Annotated in this window: 15 protein-coding genes; 11 read left to right on the top strand and 4 right to left on the bottom strand. The window is 33.9% G+C overall.

Going from position 1 to position 21,610, the window contains the following annotated elements; genetic code table 11:
* Window positions 1–487 precede the first annotated feature (487 nt).
* The 4 genes from nagB to C8P67_RS08450 all read left to right on the top strand — a co-directional run bounded on the left by nagB (window position 488) and on the right by C8P67_RS08450 (window position 7,617).
* Window positions 488–2,425, top strand: coding sequence for a glucosamine-6-phosphate deaminase (nagB, locus tag C8P67_RS08465; RefSeq protein ID WP_115812337.1), 1,938 nt, complete (start codon window positions 488–490; stop codon window positions 2,423–2,425).
* Window positions 2,426–2,539: 114 nt separating this feature from the next.
* Window positions 2,540–4,612, top strand: coding sequence for a beta-N-acetylhexosaminidase (locus C8P67_RS08460; RefSeq protein WP_115812335.1), 2,073 nt, complete (start codon window positions 2,540–2,542; stop codon window positions 4,610–4,612).
* A 188-nt stretch (window positions 4,613–4,800) separates the two neighbouring features.
* Window positions 4,801–5,889 carry a glycoside hydrolase family 18 protein gene (locus tag C8P67_RS08455; protein WP_115812333.1) on the top strand — a complete coding sequence of 363 codons (1,089 nt, stop codon included), beginning with the start codon at window positions 4,801–4,803 and terminating at the stop codon, window positions 5,887–5,889.
* Window positions 5,890–5,997: 108 nt separating this feature from the next.
* A complete protein-coding gene (locus C8P67_RS08450; RefSeq protein ID WP_115812331.1) occupies window positions 5,998–7,617 on the top strand; it encodes an ABC-F family ATP-binding cassette domain-containing protein in 1,620 nt (539 codons plus the stop codon).
* A gap of 49 nt (window positions 7,618–7,666) precedes the next feature.
* On the opposite strand, the gene C8P67_RS22095 is transcribed toward C8P67_RS08450, so the two are convergent.
* Entirely contained in the window at window positions 7,667–7,840 is a 174-nt protein-coding gene (locus C8P67_RS22095; RefSeq protein ID WP_170141434.1) for a hypothetical protein, read from the bottom strand.
* 223 nt (window positions 7,841–8,063) lie between these two features.
* Here C8P67_RS22095 and C8P67_RS08445 point away from each other — a divergent pair, with 223 nt between their 5' ends.
* From C8P67_RS08445 to C8P67_RS08415, 7 genes are all read left to right on the top strand, one after another.
* Entirely contained in the window at window positions 8,064–9,260 is a 1,197-nt protein-coding gene (locus C8P67_RS08445; protein ID WP_115812329.1) for a DUF418 domain-containing protein, read from the top strand.
* 145 nt (window positions 9,261–9,405) lie between these two features.
* The gene (gene pyrR, locus C8P67_RS08440) at window positions 9,406–9,945 is read left to right on the top strand and encodes a bifunctional pyr operon transcriptional regulator/uracil phosphoribosyltransferase PyrR (protein WP_115812327.1); all 540 of its coding nucleotides are present in this window, start codon (window positions 9,406–9,408) and stop codon (window positions 9,943–9,945) included.
* A 46-nt stretch (window positions 9,946–9,991) separates the two neighbouring features.
* Window positions 9,992–10,918, top strand: coding sequence for an aspartate carbamoyltransferase catalytic subunit (locus C8P67_RS08435; RefSeq protein ID WP_115812325.1), 927 nt, complete (start codon window positions 9,992–9,994; stop codon window positions 10,916–10,918).
* A gap of 9 nt (window positions 10,919–10,927) precedes the next feature.
* A complete protein-coding gene (locus C8P67_RS08430; RefSeq protein ID WP_115812323.1) occupies window positions 10,928–11,260 on the top strand; it encodes a ribonuclease Z in 333 nt (110 codons plus the stop codon).
* 155 nt (window positions 11,261–11,415) lie between these two features.
* Window positions 11,416–12,321, top strand: coding sequence for a ribonuclease Z (locus C8P67_RS08425; protein WP_115812321.1), 906 nt, complete (start codon window positions 11,416–11,418; stop codon window positions 12,319–12,321).
* Window positions 12,322–12,412: 91 nt separating this feature from the next.
* A complete protein-coding gene (pdxH, locus tag C8P67_RS08420; RefSeq protein WP_115812319.1) occupies window positions 12,413–13,057 on the top strand; it encodes a pyridoxamine 5'-phosphate oxidase in 645 nt (214 codons plus the stop codon).
* 160 nt (window positions 13,058–13,217) lie between these two features.
* The gene (locus C8P67_RS08415) at window positions 13,218–13,724 is read left to right on the top strand and encodes a CAP domain-containing protein (RefSeq protein ID WP_245980402.1); all 507 of its coding nucleotides are present in this window, start codon (window positions 13,218–13,220) and stop codon (window positions 13,722–13,724) included.
* A 57-nt stretch (window positions 13,725–13,781) separates the two neighbouring features.
* Here the strand turns inward: C8P67_RS08415 and C8P67_RS08410 are convergent, their stop codons facing one another.
* The 3 genes from C8P67_RS08410 to C8P67_RS22090 all read right to left on the bottom strand — a co-directional run.
* The gene (locus tag C8P67_RS08410) at window positions 13,782–15,728 is read right to left on the bottom strand and encodes an OmpA family protein (protein WP_115812315.1); all 1,947 of its coding nucleotides are present in this window, start codon (window positions 15,726–15,728) and stop codon (window positions 13,782–13,784) included.
* A 118-nt stretch (window positions 15,729–15,846) separates the two neighbouring features.
* Window positions 15,847–16,758 carry a PorP/SprF family type IX secretion system membrane protein gene (locus C8P67_RS08405; protein ID WP_115812314.1) on the bottom strand — a complete coding sequence of 304 codons (912 nt, stop codon included), beginning with the start codon at window positions 16,756–16,758 and terminating at the stop codon, window positions 15,847–15,849.
* Window positions 16,759–16,881: 123 nt separating this feature from the next.
* The coding region (locus tag C8P67_RS22090; RefSeq protein WP_211319898.1) for a DUF7507 domain-containing protein at window positions 16,882–21,610 on the bottom strand (4,729 nt) is incomplete at its 5' end.

Below are 21,610 nucleotides of genomic sequence, written 5' to 3'. Positions count from 1 at the left end.
TACCGCCTGTCTGGATATAAAAATGAAAAATTGAAAATGATACTGCAAGATTTTTTAATTGATTAAACGTTTAAAAAAGAAATAGATTATCATTAAAACCACATCATTGATTGAAAGATGTCGTTGGTTTAAAAAAAAGGGGTGTTGGTTTAATTTATTTTTTTTAAAAATGCAGGACTTATACTTTTGTATAAGAGTTTAAAAATGCACAAAATATAATTACAGAATTAAAAAGGCTATAAAGCTATCTGCTCCGATTTGTAAAGAATTCTACTTTGTTTCACGGGCTTATTACTATCGAAATTTCTTTTATTTTCTAGAAAATAAAATTTATATATAAACAAAGCTTAGCCGTTTTGTTTCAAAAAAACCTAATTAAGAATTAATAAAAAATGAAATAGATATGTGTATCTTTATAAAAATTAACACTAAATTTTAGAGATACGGTAACTTTTTGTACAATTTAAAATATATAATAACAAAAAACATGAGAACTACATCAAACTTAGGTAATGACATCAGCTTCAAAAAAGCAGGTCAGTTTGAAGATACCCGCTTTGAAAAAATCCATAACGTAATTTTTAAAAATGCAGCAGATGCTTCCATAATCGTTGCTCAAGAGATTGCGGATTTAATTCATTCCAAACAAGAAAAGAATAAAAAATGTGTATTAGGTTTGGCTACGGGATCATCTCCAATAAAAGTGTATCAGGAATTGGTTCGTATGCACAAAGAAGAAGGTTTGAGTTTTGATAATGTTATTACTTTCAATTTAGATGAATACTATCCAATGCCAAAGGAAAGTAATCAGAGTTACCATTATTTCATGCACCAGCATCTGTTTAATCATGTGGATATCAGACCTGAAAATGTGAACATTCCTGACGGTACTGTCGCATTAGAAGACTTGAACCAGTTTTGTGTTGATTATGAAATGAATATTAAAAACGCAGGAGGTCTGGATTTTCAGTTATTAGGAATTGGCCGTACGGGTCATGTTGGTTTTAATGAACCAGGATCACACATCAATTCAGGAACTAGAATTATTACTTTAGATCACATTACAAAAGTAGATGCTTCTGGGGATTTTAACGGAATAAGCAATGTTCCAAAAAAAGCAATTACGATGGGAGTTTCAACAATTCTTAGATCTAAAAGAATTGTATTGATGGCTTGGGGACAAAATAAAGCTTCTATTATAAAAAGAACCATTCAGGGAGATATCAGCTCCGAAGTTCCGGCTACTTTTCTGCAGAATCACAACAATACCACTTTCGTTTTAGATGAAGGCGCAGCTTCTGAGTTGACTCGTTTGGAAACACCTTGGTTAGTAGGGGAATGTATTTGGACAGAACAATTAAAAAGTAAGGCAATTGTTTGGCTTTGTCAGCATACAAACCAATCGATTTTAAAACTGACTGACAGAGATTACAATAACAACGGAATGTCTGATTTATTAGCTTCGGGCAGTTCTTCTTATGATTTGAATATTAATATGTTCAATGTACTGCAGCATACTATTACAGGATGGCCAGGCGGTAAACCAAATACAGATGATTCGCACCGTCCAGAGAGAGCTAATCCAGCTAAAAAGAGAGTAATTCTTTTCAGTCCGCATCCGGATGATGATGTGATTTCTATGGGAGGAACTTTTGCAAAATTAATAAAACAGGGACATGATGTTCACGTAGTGTATCAGACTTCTGGGAATATCGCAGTTACAGATGATGAAGCATTAAAATTTGCCGAAGTATGTAATGATTTTGCAGAAGGGAAGAACTCAGGAATTAATTTCCAATCCGTAATTGATTCTATTAATTCAAAACCAATAGGGCAAAGCGACACTTTGGAAGTCCGTAAATTAAAAGGACTGATAAGAAGACGCGAGTCTTATGCAGCTACTAGATATATTGGTTTAAAAGATGAAAACACACACTTTTTGGACATGCCATTTTATGAGACTGGAATGGTTCAAAAAAAGCCTTTAGGACCAGATGATATTGCAGTTGTAAAAGAAATTATTGAGAGAATAAAACCACACCAGGTTTTTGCTGCGGGAGATCTTGCTGATCCGCATGGTACGCATGAAGTGTGCTTGAATGCTATTTTCGCAGCTATGAAAGCATTAAAATCTAAACCATTTATGAACGATTGTTGGTTGTGGCTGTACAGAGGTGCCTGGCATGAATGGGACATACATGAAATTGATATGGCGGTTCCATTAAGTCCAGATGAAGTGCTGTTAAAAAGACAAGCAATTTTATACCACCAGTCTCAGAAAGACAGGGTAATGTTCCAAGGTAATGACTCAAGAGAATTTTGGGTTAGGGCTGAGGATCGAAATAAACATACAGCCAAGTTATATGATGATTTAGGTCTTGCAGAATATGAAGCAATTGAAGCTTTTAAACGATTTGAATACTAGTACTGTAGTTTTTGTTTTGTGTTAAATTCAGTGCTAGGCTTTAAGTTTTTTATAAACTTTAAAACTTAGGTTTAGCACTTTTCACATTTTTATTAATTTACTTTTTCCCATCAAATGAAATATATCCTTTTTTTCTTGTTTGCCTCTTTTTTTTCTACAGCTCAAGTTACTAAAGAGCAGTTGAATGTTATGCCTTGGCCTCAAAATATTAGTCTTAGCGAAGGTTCTTTTGCACTAACAAAGAATTTTAAAGTAAATATTACTGGTGCTCCAAACGAGAGAATATTTGTTGGTGCGACAAATTTTTTGAGACGATTGGACGGAAGAACAGGTATGTTTTTTAACCAAGGATTTATAACTGGTTTAAATGAAGTTCCAGAGGCCCAATTACAGATTAATTGTGTGAGAGGCGGAAAAATTGATTTGTATGAAGATGAAAGTTATTCATTGGATATAACCCCAAATAAAATTACTCTAAATGCTACTACCGATGTTGGAGCATTGCATGGTATGGAAACCTTATTACAGCTTTTGCAGAACACTAATAATTCATTTTATTTCCCAGTTTCAAAAACTTCGGACTTTCCAAGATTTACCTGGAGAGGTTTAATGATTGACGGAGCAAGACATTTTATGCCTGTTGATGTTATCAAGAGGAATCTGGACGGAATGGCTGCGGTAAAAATGAATGTTTTTCACTGGCATTTGGTGGATGATCAAGGCTGGAGAATCGAAATGAAAAAACACCCGAAGTTAATCCAAATGGCATCGGATGGAAATTATTATACTCAGGAAGAAATTAAAAACATAGTAAAATATGCAGCGGATAGAGGAATTTTAGTAGTTCCCGAAATTGATGTTCCTGGTCATGGATCGGCAATTTTAACTGCTTACCCAGAAATAGGAAGTAAAGTTGAAATTTTGAATGTTGGCAATGGGGAAAAAGGACAACAATTGAAACAAATACAAAAGTATGATTTAGAAAGAAATGCGGGAATTTTTACGCCTACGCTTGATCCTTCAAATCCGAAAACTTATGAGTTATTGAGTTCTATTTTTGATGAAGTCTGCCCGCTCTTTCCTGGGAAGTTTTTCCATATTGGAGGAGATGAAAATGAAGGCAAAGACTGGGATTCTAATCCAAAAATTCAGGAATTCAAAAAGAAGCATAAATTAGCCAATAATCACGAACTGCAGACTTATTTTACAATGCAGTTAATTCCGATGCTGAAAAAGCACAATAAGGAATTAATGGGATGGGAAGAAATTATGACTAAAAATATGTCCAAAGATGCTATAATCCATTCTTGGAAAGGAGCAAATGAAGGACAGATGGCTGGGCAATCATTAGTAGATGCAGTAAAAGGAGGGTACAAAACCGTTTTGTCCAATGGATACTATATTGACTTGATGTATGAAGTTGCAGATCATTATGCTGTAGATCCAATGCCTAAAAATGTGGCTCTGACTAATGAAGAAAAAGCAAGAATTCTGGGAGGAGAAGCACCAATGTGGACCGAATTAGTTACACCTGCTACAATAGACAGCAGAATTTGGCCAAGAACGGCAGCTATTGCAGAACGCTTATGGTCCAGTGAAAATGTAACTGATATTAACAGCTTACGCAAAAGACTGAAAACCGTTTCTTTTAGATTGGAAGAGTTAGGGCTGACACATCTAAAAAGCAAAGAAGGATTATTGAGAAACATTAGCAACAATCAAAAAAGTGATGCTTTACTTGATTTGTCTAACGTTTGTGAACCGCTAAAAGGCTATACAAGAAACAGCGATGGAACTGAATATAAAATGTATTCTCCACTGACTTTATTTGCAGATGTCTGTACGCCGGATGCATCAGATGCGGTAGATTTCGATCAGGCAGTTTTAAACTTTTTAAAAGACAAATCAGCTGAAAATCAATCTGTGGTTATTAGTTATTTAAACAAATGGGTTAAAATGGATTCTGATTTAAATGTTTTGAGTAACAATGCACCGCTTGTTCAACCGTTATTGCCGTTGTCCAAAAAATTAAAAGATATTTCACAGCAGTTATTGCTTAAAATTGATAAAAAAGAAAATGTAGATTCTTCAGTATTAAATAATTTACTTGAAAAATGTAATACAAAAGAACATGCTGATGTTGAATTGGCTGTATATAACAGCTTGAAAAAATTAGTTCAGGCATAAAATTAAATTCAAAAATTAAAGTTGTATTTGTTAAGATTGAGTTTGGTTATTTATATTTTACTACGATCTCTTTATTTTGAATTAATATTGTTTTTTCTGTGAAAACAATAATCTTAACCTGGTAATTTTTTACCAGGTTTTTTTAGTCTTTTTGTTTAAAATAGTCATTGATAATCTAATTTAAAAATATGAAAAGTTTAAAACTCCTTTTTTTAGCCATTCTTATTCCGGTATTTGCTTTAGGGCAAAACAATAAAAAAATAGCTGTTATTGCTTATTATATGGGTGATGACAAACAGATTAATGAATTCGATTCTTCAAAATTGACGCATATTATTTTTAGTTTTTGTCATCTGAAAGAGGGGAAGTTAAGTGTAGACAGTGCAAAGGATTCTTTAACAATTAAAAAACTGGTTTCTTTAAAAGGTAAAAATCCTGATCTGAAAATTATGCTGTCTCTAGGTGGCTGGGGCGGTTGCGAACCTTGTTCAGCCGTTTTTGCTTCTGCTGAAAAAAGAGCCATTTTTGCTAAATCAGTAAAAGATATTAATACTTATTTTAAAACAGATGGCTTAGATTTGGATTGGGAATATCCTGCTATTGAAGGTTATCCGGGGCATTTATACCAAAAGGCGGACAGGGAAAATTTCACAGCACTTGTTGTATTACTTCGTAAAGAATTAGGAACAAAAAATGAACTCAGTTTTGCAGCTGGCGGTTTTCAAAAATACCTGGATGAAGCCATTGAATGGAAAAAAGTAATGCCATTGGTAGATCGTGTTAATATCATGAGTTATGATTTGGTGAATGGTTTTTCAAAAGTTACTGGGCATCATACCCCTTTGTTCAGTGCCAATGCTGCTGACGAATCTACAAATCGTGCCGTTGAATATTTATTAAAATTGGGAATTCCTTCAAGTAAACTTGTGATTGGAGCCGCATTTTATACCCGTGTTTGGAAAGAGGTTGCAAATGTAAATAACGGACTGTATCAGTCTGGTGAAGCAGAAAATGGAATTGATTTTAAAGATTTTGAAACAGCTTTTACTAAAGAAAAAGGCTGGAATTATTACTGGGATGACAAAGCCAAAGCTCCTTATTGGTACAATGAAAAAGAAAAATTATTTGCCACAGGTGATGACATTGCTTCTGTAAAAGAAAAAACAAATTATGTAATACAAAAGAAATTAGGAGGAATTATGTTTTGGGAACTTACCTTGGATAAAAAGCAAAATGGATTGGTAGATGTGATAAACGAGATTAAGAATTCGAAGTAAATGTTTCTTTCAAATATTCAAACCTGATAATTTTCATCAGGTTTTTTTTGTATAAAAAATACCATTATTTTTTGTACTTTTGCGCAAAATTTTAATAAAGAGACATTCATGTTAACAGTCAATAATTTATCAGTTCAGTTTGGCAAAAGAATTTTGTTTGACGAAGTAAATACAACCTTCACACACGGAAATATTTATGGAGTAATTGGAGCCAATGGTGCTGGAAAATCTACTTTTCTTAAAATAATATCAGGTGATATTGACCCAACTTCGGGACATATTCATCTGGAACCAGGAAAACGTATGTCGGTTTTAAATCAAAACCACAATATGTTTGACGAACATACAGTACTGGAAACTGTGATGATGGGGAATAAAGTTTTGTATGCTGTTAAAACAGAAATGGATGCGCTTTATTTGGATTATAATGATGCGAATGCTGACAGAATAGGGGAATTACAAGTACAGTTTGAAGAAATGAACGGATGGAATGCCGATTCAGATGCGGCTTCAATGCTTTCAAATCTTGGAATTACTGAGGACAACCATTATACAATGATGGGTGATTTGGAAGGGAAAATTAAAGTGAGAGTACTTTTGGCTCAGGCTCTTTTTGGAAATCCAGATTTGTTAATCATGGATGAGCCTACCAATGACCTGGATTTTGAAACCATTGCTTGGTTAGAAAATTTCTTGGCTAACTATGAAAACACTGTAATTGTAGTTTCTCACGACAGACACTTCTTGGATTCTGTTTGTACACATATATCGGATATTGATTTTGGAAAAATAAACCATTATTCAGGGAATTATACTTTTTGGTATGAGTCCAGCCAATTAGCAGCAAAACAGCGTGCGCAGCAAAACAAAAAAGCAGAAGAAAAGAAACAGGAACTGGAAGAATTTATCCGTCGTTTTTCTGCGAATGTGGCGAAGTCTAAACAAGCGACTTCCCGTAAAAAAATGATTTCTAAATTAAATATTTCAGAAATCAGACCTTCAAGCCGCCGTTATCCTGCCATTATTTTTGATCAGGATCGTGAAGCGGGAGATCAAATTTTGAATGTACAAAACTTAAGTGCTTCTATTGATGGAGAAACTTTGTTTAAAGGAGTTGATTTGAATATGGCCAAAGGCGATAAAATTGTTCTTTTCTCAAAAGATTCTCGTGCTACAACAGCATTTTATGAAATATTAAACGGTAATCAACAGCCGGATTCTGGTGAATTTGACTGGGGAGTTACTACAAACCAAGCGTATTTGCCGGCAGAAAACCATTCTTTTTTTGAAAATGATTTGACTTTGGTAGATTGGTTACGTCAATGGGCGAAAACTGAAGAAGAGCGTGATGAAGTTTTTATTAGAGGTTTCCTTGGAAAAATGATTTTCTCTGGAGAAGAAGCTTTAAAAACGAGCCGTGTGTTATCTGGAGGAGAAAAAGTTCGCTGCATGCTTTCCCGTATGATGATGGAAAGAGCAAATATATTGATGCTTGATGAACCAACCAATCACTTGGATTTGGAATCCATCACGGCTTTCAACAATTCATTGAAAAATTATAAAGGTTCGGTTATTTTTACAACACATGACCACGAATTTGCACAAACCGTTGGTAATAGAGTAGTGGAATTAACGCCAAACGGAGCTATCGACCGTTACATGACTTTTGATGAATATCTTGATGATGAAAAAATTCAGGAACAAAGAAAGAAAATGTACAATCTATAAATTGAAATTTTTTAATCCCGTTATTTTCATAACGGGATTTTTTTTTCGTCTATTTTTTTCCTAGAAATTTACTGATGATATAAATTACGATTGCAATTATAATAACGACTATAAATATTCCGAAACCCATTCCAGCCTTAAAAATGTCGCCTATGACTTCGCAGCTTGTAAATGAAAATAGTACTATTGTAAGTGCTAAAATTCTGTTTAATATATTTTTCATTGGAAATTTGATTTAGTTTATCGAAATCAAAATTAATTGATTTGCATACTTTTAGAATTATACAATTGAGCAAAGTTGTTACATCATTTCAATTTTAAATTACAAGTAAAATATTTCGAGATTCATTTTTAATTTAGAGTAAAGTTTCAGAGTATTAAAAATAATTTTTAATATTTGTTAGAAAATTAAGATATTTAATCAAAATGATTTTTCTATTATAACTATGTCAAACAGTACTTTAAATTTAAAAGCGCCCCGCATTGAAGTTGTAGATGCTTTAAGAGGATTTGCTATCATGTCTATTATGTTGCTGCATAATATTGAGCATTTTGATTATTATAATTTTCCCGAAGCATTACCGGAATGGATGAAAGTTTTGGACAAAATAATCTGGGAAACTTTGTTTTTTCTATTTGGCGGAAAATCGTATGCGATATTTGCGCTGCTGTTTGGTTTTAGCTTTTACATCCAAAATGATAATCAGGAGAAACTGGACAAGGACTTCAGAGGACGATTTTTGTGGCGTTTAATACTTTTGTTAGGATTTGGATTCATAAACACAATTTTTTACGAAGGTGATATTTTGATGATTTATGCTGTGTTGGGGATCATTCTGATTCCAGTCTGTAAATGGAATGATAAAACAGTTTTTATTATAGCTGTTATATTGATGTTGCAGCCTGTGGAATGGTTTAGATATTTTTACGCGCTATTGCACCCGGAGTATGTATTTGGACCCAACCTGTCTGATAGTTTTTTTGGGAGTATGGGGGCATATCTCACAAGCAGTTCGTTTCTGGATTATGTAATTGGTAATCTTAGTATTGGCAGGTTTGCATCTATAGCGTGGTCTTGGGAAAACGGGCGTTTTTTTCAGGCACCCTCCTTATTTATGCTTGGAATGCTGCTGGGACGCAAGAAGCTTTTTATTACTTCAGCCGAAAGTAATCAGTTTTGGAAAAAAGCACTGCAGTATGCTGTTATTCTTTTCATTCCTTTATTTGTCCTGAAAACTTTTTTGCCCGAAATTGTACTGCGAAAAGCAGAACTGACAAGTCTTTCGATAATTATATCCTCTTGGTCAAATTTTGCTTTTATGGCTGTTTTGGTTTCTGCTTTTATTTTGATTTATCCAAAAGAGCGAGTGAATAAACTCTTGTCAAAACTTATTCCTTTTGGAAAAATGAGTCTTACTAATTATATCATGCAATCTGTAGTGGGAGCTTTCATTTATTACCGATACGGATTGGGAATGGTTGAGTATACTGGTGCAACTTACAGTTTATTAATTGGAATCACTTTATTTATTTTGCAAATATCGTTCTGTACATGGTGGATGAAAACACATAAACAGGGACCATTAGAATATATTTGGCATAAAGCCACATGGATTTCTTTTGGGAAGAATAAAAATTTTTAAAGACTATTAATGAAGAAATCCTAAATCGGAATTTGTATATTTGCTTGACCAAATTTGCGGATGTTTTAAAAAGGCACAAATTGAAAAAGACATTTTTAAAACGATACTAAATCCGTAAACTTTTAAAAACAAATAATTGCTGTGTATGAACCAAAAAGTGTTACTCAATTCAAAAGAAGTCAATATTATTTTGAATCGATTGGCTTGTCAGTTAATTGAAAAACATCTTGATTTTTCAGATACGGTTTTGATAGGAATTCAGCCTAGAGGTACTTTTCTTGCAGAACGTTTGAAAGAATTATTAGAAAAAGAATATCATTTGCCTAACGTAGCTTTAGGCTATTTGGATATCACTTTTTTTAGAGATGATTTCCGCAGAACCAATAAACCTTTGGAGGCCAATAAAACACAAATTGATTTTTTGGTAGAAGATAAAAAAGTCATTTTTATTGATGATGTACTATACACGGGCAGAAGTATTCGGGCAGCTTTAACAGCGATTCAGTCTTTTGGCAGACCTTCTGGAATTGAATTGTTAACACTAATTGATAGACGTTTTAGCAGAGATTTACCCATTCAGCCTGATTTTAGAGGACGACAGGTAGATGCTATTAACGGCGAAAAAGTAAAAGTCTGCTGGGCAGAACAAGATGGAGAAGATGGCGTTTATTTATTGACCAAATAAATCCAGAAAAATCCTTATTAATAATAAAATCTGAAAATAAATTATAATGAGCGAATTAAGTGTAAATCATTTATTAGGTATTAAATATATTAATGAAAATGATATTAACCTGATTTTTGAAACTGCCGATCATTTTAAGGAAGTTATTAATCGACCTATAAAGAAAGTGCCTTCATTACGCGATATTACAATTGCTAATATTTTTTTTGAAAACAGTACACGTACCAAGCTGTCTTTTGAATTGGCGCAAAAAAGATTATCAGCTGATGTAATTAGTTTTTCAGCAGCTCAGTCTTCAGTGAAAAAAGGAGAAACATTAATTGATACTGTAAACAATATTCTCTCGATGAAAGTCGATATGGTTGTCATGAGACATTCAAATCCGGGAGCAGCTTATTTTTTATCCAAAAATGTTAAAGCAAGTATAGTAAATGCTGGAGATGGAGCTCACGAACATCCTACGCAGGCTTTATTGGACAGTTATTCTATCAGGGAGAAATTAGGAGATGTAGCTGGAAAAAAAGTGGTAATTGTTGGAGATATTCTTCATTCAAGAGTGGCACTTTCAAATATATATGCTTTGCAGATGCAGGGTGCCCAAGTAAAAGTGTGCGGACCCAAAACACTTATTCCGAGATATATTGAATCACTTGGAGTAACAGTTGAGCCTAATTTACGTAAAGCGCTTGAATGGTGTGATGTAGCTAATATGCTAAGAGTCCAAAATGAACGTATGGATGTTAATTTTTTTCCTTCAACCAGAGAGTACGCACAGCAGTATGGAGTCGATAAAGCTTTACTAGATTCATTAGACAAAGAAATTGTTATTATGCATCCTGGTCCTATAAATAGAGGTGTAGAAATTACAAGTGATGTTGCCGACTCGCAACAATCTGTGATTTTAAATCAGGTGGAGAATGGTGTTGCCATCAGAATGGCAGTTATCTATCTTTTAGCTTCAAAAATTCAATAAAAAGCGCATATGAAAGTGACTACTAAAGGGCATACCATAATAATTAAAGATACCGAAGGAGATATTGCTGCGTTTCTAGAAAAGATAAATAATCAATACAGCAGTTTTAAAGAGCATAATCTTATTTTAGATATTACTCAAGATAAAACAGTTGATGTGAAATCAATTAAAATTTTTTCTGATTTAGCAAAAAAGCATAAAAAAGAAAAAAAGTCATTAGTCTTGGTTGTTGAGAATATAGATTTTAACAAAGTTCCTCAATCTATTATTGTTGTTCCAACTCAATTGGAAGCTCATGATTTGATAGAAATGGACGAAATTGAAAGAGATTTAGGTTTTTAAATTGTTTAAGACGGTTAATCGTTTAACTGGTTATTTGTTTAATCGTTTTTTGGCTACATTCGTTTTGAGTATGATTTTACAATTAAAAAGGCTATAATTTTATTTTTAAACAGACTTTTAGGCGATTAAACATATAAACGATTAAACAAAAAAAATTGAAACTCACCATTCTTGGCTGTTATGCCGCTACTCCCCGCACTTTAACGAACCCGACTTCTCAGGTTTTAGAAATAAAAAACAGATTGTTTTTAATTGACTGTGGAGAAGGAACTCAGGTACAGCTGCGTAAAAACAAATTAAAGTTTTCAAAAATTAATCATGTCTTTATTTCTCATCTGCACGGGGATCATTTTTTTGGTCTAGTTGGTTTGATATCAACTTTTGCACTTTTGGGAAGAACGAATGATCTGCATATTTACGGTCCAAAAGGAGTTAAAGAAATAATTAACCTGCAATTAAGATTGTCAAATTCATGGACTAATTATCAATTGTTTTTTCATGAACTGGAATCAAAGCAAAGTGAAATTATTTTTGAAGATGAAAAAGTAATTGTCAAAACGATTCCGTTAAAACATCGTGTTTATACCAATGGATTTTTATTTCAGGAAAAAATAGGAGAGCGTAAACTTGATCTGAATGCCGTTCAGGATTTTGAAATTGACACCTGTTATTACCAGAATATAAAAAATGGCAAAGACATCACTCTTGATGACGGACGGGTTATTGCAAACAGTAAATTAACTTTTGATCCTGATCCCGCTTTGAGTTATGCTTTCTGTTCGGATACCAAATACAATGAAGACATAATTCCAATCATTGAAAATGTTTCTGTGTTGTATCATGAATCTACATTTTTGGATTCAGAAGAAAGCCTGGCTTCGAAAACAATGCATTCGACGGCCAAAGAAGCAGCTAGAATTGCTTTGAAAGCCAATGCACAGCAATTAATTTTAGGACATTATTCCACACGTTATGATGGTATTGAATTATTTAAAGAAGAAGCTGAAACGATCTTTAAAGAAGTAGAATTAGCTGATGACGGCAAAAGTTTTGAATTTTAATTTTTAAAGCTGCTTAGTTCCTAAGTTCCTAACATTCTAAGTAACTTAGAGACTTAAAACCTTAGTATCTAACAATAAGTAATCAAAGAAAATGAGCGATTTAAGCAATTATAGAAAATCATATGAAAAAAGTGAATTATTAGAATCTTCAATTCCTGAAGATCCGATAAATCTTTTCAACAGATGGTTTCATGAGGTCGAGGATTTTGAAGGAAGCGGCGAAGTTAATGCAATGACAGTTTCTACGATTGGATTGGATGGATTTCCTAAATCGCGTGTTGTTTTATTGAAAAAATTCAATGAAGAAGGATTTACTTTTTATACTAATTATAATTCTGAAAAGGGCAGGGCTATAGCCAATAATCCAAATATATGTCTCTCTTTTTTTTGGGAAAGCATGGAGCGTCAGGTGATTATAAAAGGAGTTGCCCAAAAAACGGCTGAGAATAATTCTGATGGTTATTTTGAATCCAGGCCTGACGGAAGTAAACTTGGAGCAATAGTTTCAAATCAAAGTGAAGTTGTGCCTTCTAGAAATTATCTTGAAGAGAATTTAAAACAGCTAGAAAAAGATTTTGAAGGAAAAGAAATAGTACGTCCTAAACATTGGGGAGGATTTTTGATAGTACCATTAGAAGTCGAATTTTGGCAGGGAAGACCAAATCGTCTGCATGACCGCATTCGATACAGTCTGGAGAAAGATTTTTCGTGGACGATTTCTCGATTAGCTCCATAATATAAGAAAAATATATATTGTTTATTTGTTTTGATGTATTTCATCGGTTTTATTTTGTAGTTTAAGGAATTGTTAGTTAATTTAAAAGATAAATTTACTAAAGTCCTAATATTAAAGAAGTTTGCCCCACAATCTGCTTTAAATTTAACTGCTAGATACTATGAAATTGAAGTGTTTTTGTTCTCCTTTTTTTGTTCTCCTTTTTTGTTTTATGATTTCTTGTGCTGCTGAAGAGGATTCCGCAATGACAGAAACTGCTAAGACACCAGAAATTGTTTTGAAATATGATTATAGTCAAGTCGAATTAGAGACGATGACTTTAATAAATAATTATAGAGTAAGCATTGGTTTAAATGCTTTGGAGAGAATCAATCATATTTCATATAAATCAGAAGAGCATGATCAATATATGATTGCAAATAATGTTGTAAATCATAATGATTTTGAATCTCGATCATCCAATTTAATAAAAGTTTTAGGTGCAAAAAATGTAAGTGAAAACATTGCTTACAACTATAATAGTGCCAAAGGTGCCTTTGATGCCTGGATGAAAAGTAAAGGCCACAAAGAAAATATTGAAGGAGATTTTACTCATTTTGGTATTTCAATACGAGAGAATCCTGCAAACGGTAAAAAGTATTATACTAATATATTTGTAAAAATTTAAAATAATAAATAGCGAAAAACTGCCCTTGGGCAGTTTTTTTGTTTTTAGGGTTATATTTTATAAAGCAGTTATTATAAATTCGCTGCGTCTGTTTTTTCCATGTTCTTCTTCAGTGCATTTCACCCCGTTTTTGCATCTGTTAATTATTTTAGTTTCACCATAACCTTTAGAACTAAGCCTGTTTGGGTTAACACCATTTTGAATTAGCCAGTCGTGAGTTGATTTTGCTCTTCTGTCAGATAGACTTTGATTGTATTTCGCAGAAGCACGGCTGTCTGTATGTGAACGAATATCTATTTTCATGCTCGGATTTTGATTTAGAACATCTAATATTTTGGCTAAATCTAATGCTGCTTCTGGTTTTATTTCTGATTTATCCAGATCAAAATAAATCCATTTTATACCAAAGCAAGGCCCTAAATCATCACCAACAGCTACTTTGCATATCGTTTTTTCAATATCTAAGTCTAATTGAGTTTGGCAGTCTCCAATTTGTATTGTTTTGGTTTTTTCTGCAGGAGTATAATTATCTTTTTCAGCTCTTACACTATATGTTTTTTTCTCATCCACATTAAATGAATAGTTTCCATTTTCATCTGATTCCGTAGAATTTATTACATTATGCAGATCATCATAAAGAGTTACTTTTGCATTGACGATGATTACTCCGGAGGCTAATTCTTTAATTGTCCCTTTCAATTCGGGTTTACACTTTGGAGCAAGTCTTTTAGTTTCTAAAAATTGATAGATATCATCAAATCCTTTTCCGCCATCCCTATTGGAAGAGAAAAATCCAATTCGGTTTTTTGTATTAATTAAATAAGCAAAATCATCTTTAGGTGAATTTACCTCTGCACCCAAATTTTGTACTTCGCCAAATGTTCCATCAGCATTTATTTTGGAAACAAAAACATCTAAACCTCCAAGTCCTGCATGTGTATCTGAGGTAAAGTAAATTTCATTTTCATCGCTTACAAACGGAAAGGTTTCTCTCCCAGGAGTATTTATAATATTTCCCAAATTTACGGGTATTCCATACGATCCATCATCATTAATACTGACTTTGTAAATATCTGATTCACCAATGCTTCCAGGCATATCCGAAACAAAATATAAAGTTTTTTCGTCAGGGCTAAGCGCTGGATGTGCAGTTCTATAATTATTGCTGTCGAATGGTAATTCCTTAATGTCTGTCCAATCATTCTCTACAAAACTGGCTTTGTATATTTTAATTAGAGTAATTTTATTTTCGTTTTTTCCTTTTTTTCCGTCCAAATAGTTGTTTCGGGTAAAATACATTGTTTTGCCATCTTTAGTAAAAACAGCACTTGCTTCATGAAATCTTGATCTGACACTTCTAGAAAATTTAACTGCTTTTTCAGGAGTTAATGAATCACCTGTTAAATTTGATTCATACAAATTTGTAAAGTACTGATCGTTCCATGAGTGTCTTCTTTGGCCGAGACCTCCAGTATCCCTTGATGTTGTAAATACTAATTTGTTACCATAAAATGCACTTCCGTAATCGGAATATTTAGAATTTATTTCTGCATTTTTTATTTTGTATCTTCCAGAATTTGCTTTTATTTTCTCCAGATAATTAACTTCCTTTACATAATATTTTCCTTTCCCGTTATTTTGAGTCTTTTCATTGTAAATTTTTAGTATTTCTTCTGCTTTTTGATTTTGCCCGTCAGATTTAAGACAATAGGCATATCGATAATAATATTCGGGATCAACATCAGTTGTTAATGCGAATAGAAGGTCATACCATTTACAGGCTTCTGTCAACTCTGAATTGAAGAAGTATGAATTGCCAATTTTTTGATACATATCCGGTGACTCATACCCTTTTTTAGCCACTCTTTCATACGTTTTTATAGCATCTATATAGGCATATTTATCGTATTTTTTATCTGCTCGGGCTATTTTTGCCTTTTGAGCACATAGAGATAAAGCAAAAAGATGGAGTATAGTCAGGTAAAGTAAAGTAATGTTTTTCATAATATTTATTTTTATAAATCTATCAATCGACTTAGATCTTTCAGTAAAATTATCTAGAGTTAATACCAGATAATTGATGTTAGTTCTCTTACTCTTTAAAAAGACAGACATTTTTATTTTAGAAGAATCTCGGAGTTACCATTCGGCTGTTTTTATGGAATATTTCATATCGTAAGAATAACTCATGTGTACCAGAATTATAATTGTTCAATGCTGTAGTTTCAAAGTCATACGAATATCCTACATAGAAAGCATCGGAAATTTGAAAACCGGCCATAGCACTCATCGCAGCGCTCCATCTGTAACCTAAACCCAATACTACTTTATCTATAAGCATAAAATTTGCAGAAAGATCAACCTGCAGCGGAGAGCCTTCTACCAGTTTAGTCATAAATGCAGGTTTGAATTTTGCTGAAGGCGATAGCTCAAAAACATAACCACCAATTAAATAATAATTTATTTTTTCTTTATAAATTGCTACATCATTATCATTATAAGCATTTGTTTCAATAAAGTTAGGAATAGAAAATCCTACATAAGCTTTACCGGAATGCAAATAAATACCTGCACCTATATTTGGAGAAAATTTATTATCATAATTTTGAAATTGTTCATCTGTCTGATCCCCAGGATTTAATTTATTAACATCAATATTAAAAAGATTAGCAGTTCCTTTTACTCCAAATGATAATCTATATGATTCAGATACTGAAATAGTATATGAAATATCAGCAGATATGGAATTGGATGTCGATGGGCCTATTTCATCATTAACAATTGAAAGACCAGCTCCCAGATTAGTGTTATTGAAAGGTGTATTTACAGAAATTGTATTTGTTACAGGAGCTCCGTCAAGGCCAACCCATTGTGTACGATGCAGAGCAAAAAAACTTAATGCTCCCCTTGAACCCGCATATGCTGGATTTACATTTATTGTATTGTACATATATTGAGTATATTGTGCATCCTGTTGTGCAAAACTTGCAATAGCTGTAAACATTAAAACGAGTGAAAATAATTTTGTTTTCATAGTTAGCAGTTTGTTGGTTAAAAATGGCTATTTTGCAATAGCTTAGTTTTGAGGCTTTATATTGAAATTGAAATGTTTTAAGGTTTAAATTCTAGGGGTATTGTTAGCCTAGAGCATTCTTCGTTATTTATTTACTAAATATAAATAACCGTCTTTTTTAATGCTTAAGGTTTTGCCTACTCCGTCAACGGTGTCGTAACTCACTATGTAAAAGTAAGTTCCTGTTGGTAAGCCTTCATTTTTATTAATTGTAGTTCTGCCTTCGGATCGTCCTCTAAAGGCATTAGCATCGTTGTTGTAATTTTCTCTTTCAAAAACTAAGACTCCCCAACGGTTAAAGATTTCGACTTTGAAATTTTTATAACAATCATTGCTTTCTAAGTTCTCAATTTCGAAATAATCATTTTTGTTATCTTCATTTGCAGAAACTGCATTGTGAATAATAATAGCTTTGCAGGCAAGAGGTGTACAATCATCATTAATTTCTACGTTCAAGAATATGCTTCTGGGACATTCGCCTTCCAGTTTATATTCGAATTTGTATGTGCTGATAGGTATTCCAGCTGTGCTTAATATATTACCAACCAGTCCTCTGGTATTATCACTGTCATTCCAAGTACCAGTTGTAGGAGTTCCTTCGGGTAAAAATTTAGATAAATCAACAGGAGTTGTATCACCGTTACAAGCAGCAGGACCAGCAATAGTAATTGGTTCTATCGGAGCAACATTTATTGTGATAGTGGCTGTCGCACAATTTGCAGGGTTTATAGCTTCACAGACTTCATAATCAAATATGTATTGACCAGCCGCAACACCGTTTAAAAAAGATATACTTCCTGTCTCATCAATACTGATATCTATATCTTGAGGTAAACTTGTTAATAACTTAAATTTGAATGCGCTAATTGATGCTGGTAATCCATCAAGTAAATCGTTAGTTACCGCATTTCGAATTTCATCTGCTATGGAACATTGCGTAACATTATAAACATCATCTACAGCTTGGATATTAGCAAACATTTTGCAGCTAATGCCAAAGTCTAAATCTAGATGAACAGGATCAACAGCAGTAACAACAGCAGTTTGCGGGTTTTCATTTGTAAGGCCACATATTTCAACACTTGCTGGTTTAGCAATTTTTGATAATCTAGTTTTTTTAGAATCACTTGGCAGAACTTTTACTAATCCCGTGGCTCCCATAGCAGATGCTTGTGCCTCTAAGTTAGCATCCATTTTTAATTCTACAGTATAATCACCATAAGCTCCAGCGTCTGGTCTGTTTCTCCAAAAACCTTGAATACCTATAATAACCTTGTCAGAATAACTGTTTGGACCTGTTACAAATATATTTTCAGATTTTGCATTGCCAAAACCAGCTGCATTTAATTCCCCAACATTAAGTGTTCCGGTGTAACTTCCGTCACCATTAAGATCAATCCATTCCCATTTGCTGTAATCGAATGAACCATCTTGATTCGGAATGTTTTTAGTAACCAAATTATCATTATTAGCATCAAACCACTCATCTTGAATGCCATTGTTATTTACGTCATACCATACAAAATCACCTAAGACTGGTAAATCAGATTTATCATATCCAAAATCGTGTGATTGATATTTACATGATTCTAAAGCTGTAAAAAAGAGACTGGAATTTACAGGATATAATCCGTAAGCGCTATTTAAATTGGCATCTTGGACTTGTACTAAATAATCACCAGGAATCATTCCTGTAAAATTATAATATCCTCGCGCATCTGTAATTCGGATAAGAATTGGCCCAGTTGTGTTTTTTTGCGGAATTAAAGTCACTGGAACATTTGCCAAAGGTGTGTTTGTTCCTAAATTTAAAACATGTCCGGAGATTTTTGCAGTATTGTTACAAATAACTGTTATGGTTACAGCAGCGGTATCGCAATTTCCTAAGTCTGCATTTTCACAAATCTGATATACTAGTGTGTAAATTCCTGCCGGTGTACCGTCTTTTAAATCTATTGAACCGTCTGTGTTCATTGTCATAAAGCCTGCAGCATCAGGTGTTACCAAAGTCAATTTAACATCAGCTGGATTTACTGCGATTGCATTTAAAGTATCATTATTAAATACATTAAGGACATTTACTGCACCATTTATGCCGTCTATTGGTCCTGCAGAATCATCAACTGCATCGATTTGATTTGTTTTTTCTTTTACTATTTCATCATCGGAAGCACTTATAGGAGTGCCGTTTGGCGTTAAACCATCTGCAGTTGCTACGTTAGTTACCGAACCTTTATCCAGATCATTTTGAGTTACTAAATAGCTTTGTGAATATTCGGAACTTGCATTTGGCTCTAAAATTGCTATAGTTGTGTTTAAACCTGTAAGCGGGTCTTTTACAATTATTTGATGTAAAGTTTGATTGCCAGTATTTTTTACAATAATGGAATAATTAATTATGTCTCCAACTTTACTATAGCTTTCGGTTACTGCTGTTTTTATTACTATTAGTCCCGGAGATTGAGTTAAAGGAGTGATAGTGCAATCTGGGCACTTAGGATCGATTGGACATGTAGTACAGGGTGTTGGGTCTGAAGAAGTATCTGTAACGGGATTGTCATTTGGGTCTTTGGCAGTAACAATTGCCAGATTGTATACATATCCAATATTAATATCGTCTTGAGTAATAGCATGTGAACCTGAAAATGTATTTGTATCTATTGCTCCAACAGCCAATGTAGTAATGGAACCTGTCGTAATTACTGCATTATTATCTGTAACGGTAATATTGGTCAAAGGTACATTTCCAGTATTTTCAATTACAAAATTATAAGAAACGATATCTCCCACATTAGTTATTCCATCTTGGTTGCTGTCTACATAGTTACCATCTTTAGTAATTTTTATACTTGGAGATTGACATAATTCTGTTATTGTTGGATTATGGTTACTTATATCTGTTCCAGATAAACTGCTTATATTGTTAGTTCCTAAAACCATTCCGTTTACAGCAGCTTGATTGATAATTTTTCCAACATTAATATCTGACTGATTTACAGAATAATCAGCTTTGTATGTCCATGTTTCACTTGAATTTAGACTATCATCACTATCTGTATCTCCACTGACATAAAGTATAGGAACATTTGGGTTAGGCGAGGCTAATAATGGATCAGTAATTGTGATATTGGAAATAGGTGTAGTCCCAGGATTAGTAATAGTAAAGGTGTATGTTATTTTATCTCCAACAGCGGTACAGTTTCCTGTATTATGTAATTCTGATTGTTTTACCAATGCAATTGAGCATGCATTTATAGACACTTCTACTGGTTTTACAATAAAGCATCCATTTGTAAATTCACTTCTAATGTAATAGATACCGCTGCTGTTAATAGCAGATGGAGTGGTTAAATCAGAAACACCTCCCAAATTGGCTAGTTCTAAAGTGGTGTAATATTTGGTTGTTGTTCCATTATTTGTTGTTTGAATTTTATTACTAGTAATATCCACAGTAGCGGGTGAACATACTACAAGAGGGTTTGATATTGTTAATGTCGGAATAGCAGTATCCATCTTTACAGTTACACTTGCAGTTGCAGTACAGCCACTGGTGGAATTTGTTTTAAAGACAGTGTATATAGTAGTCTGATCTGGATTTACCATAGGGTTAGCTTCAGTAGAAGTAAATCCTACAGGAACGGAAGTCCAGGAATAAGTATTTTCTTTTACGGCAGTTTCCCCGATGGAAGCCCCCGCAATATTAGTGATACAGGTTTTCGTAAAAGGATTTCCTGCGCTTACGGTTATTGGACTGTTGTCCACGGTTATGGTCACGCTTGCAGTTGCAGTACAGCCACTGGCGGAATTTGTTTTAACCACGGTATAGACAGTTGTCTGATCTGGATTTACAATTGGGTTAGCTTCAGTAGAAGTAAATCCCGCAGGAACGGAAGTCCAGGAATAAGTATTTCCTGTTACGGCAGTTTCCCCTATAGAAGAACCCGCAGTATTAGCAGTGCAGGTTTTAGTAAAAGAATTTTCAGTACTTACTGTTATTGGGCTGTTGTCCACAGTTACAGTTACACTTGCAGTTGCGGTACAGCCACTGGTGGAATTTGTTTTAATGACAGTGTATATAGTAGTCTGATCTGGATTGACTATCGGATTAGCTTCAGTAGAAGTAAATCCCGCAGGAATGGAAGTCCAGGAATAAGTATTTCCTATCTCGGCAGTTTCCCCTATGGAAGCACCCGCAGTATTAGCAGTGCAGGTTTTAGTAAAAGAATTTCCAGCACTTACTGTTATTGAGCTGTTGTCCACAGTTACGGTCACGTTTGCAGTTGCAGTACAGCCACTGGCTATATTTGTTTTAACTACAGTATAGACAGTTGTCTGCTCAGGATTAACCGTTGGGTTAGCGTCACCAGAAGTAAATCCCGCAGGAACGGAAGTCCAAGAATAGGTGTTTCCAGTTACGGCAGTTTCTCCTATTGAAGCACCCGCAGTATTAGTGGTGCAAGTTTTAGTAAAAGGATTTCCTGCGCTTACGGTTATTGGACTGTTGTCCACAGTTACGATCACGTTTGCAGTTGCAGTACAGCCACTGGCGGAATTTGTTTTAACGACAGTGTATATAGTAGTCTGATCTGGATTGACTATCGGATTAGCTTCTGCAGAAGAAAATCCCGCAGGAACGGAAGTCCAGGAATAAGTATTTCCTGTCACGGCAGTTTCCCCGATTGAAGCACCCGCAGTATTAGTGGTGCAAGTTTTAGTAAAAGGATTTCCTGCGCTTACGGTTATTGGACTGTTGTCCACGGTTATGGTCACGCTTGCAGTTGCAGTACAGCCACTGGCGGAATTTGTTTTAACG

This window comes from Flavobacterium aquicola, assembly GCF_003385115.1.
Classification (GTDB): domain Bacteria; phylum Bacteroidota; class Bacteroidia; order Flavobacteriales; family Flavobacteriaceae; genus Flavobacterium; species Flavobacterium aquicola.
Note: the sequence above shows the minus strand (reverse complement) of the source record. Positions and strands in the feature narration are given on the sequence as shown.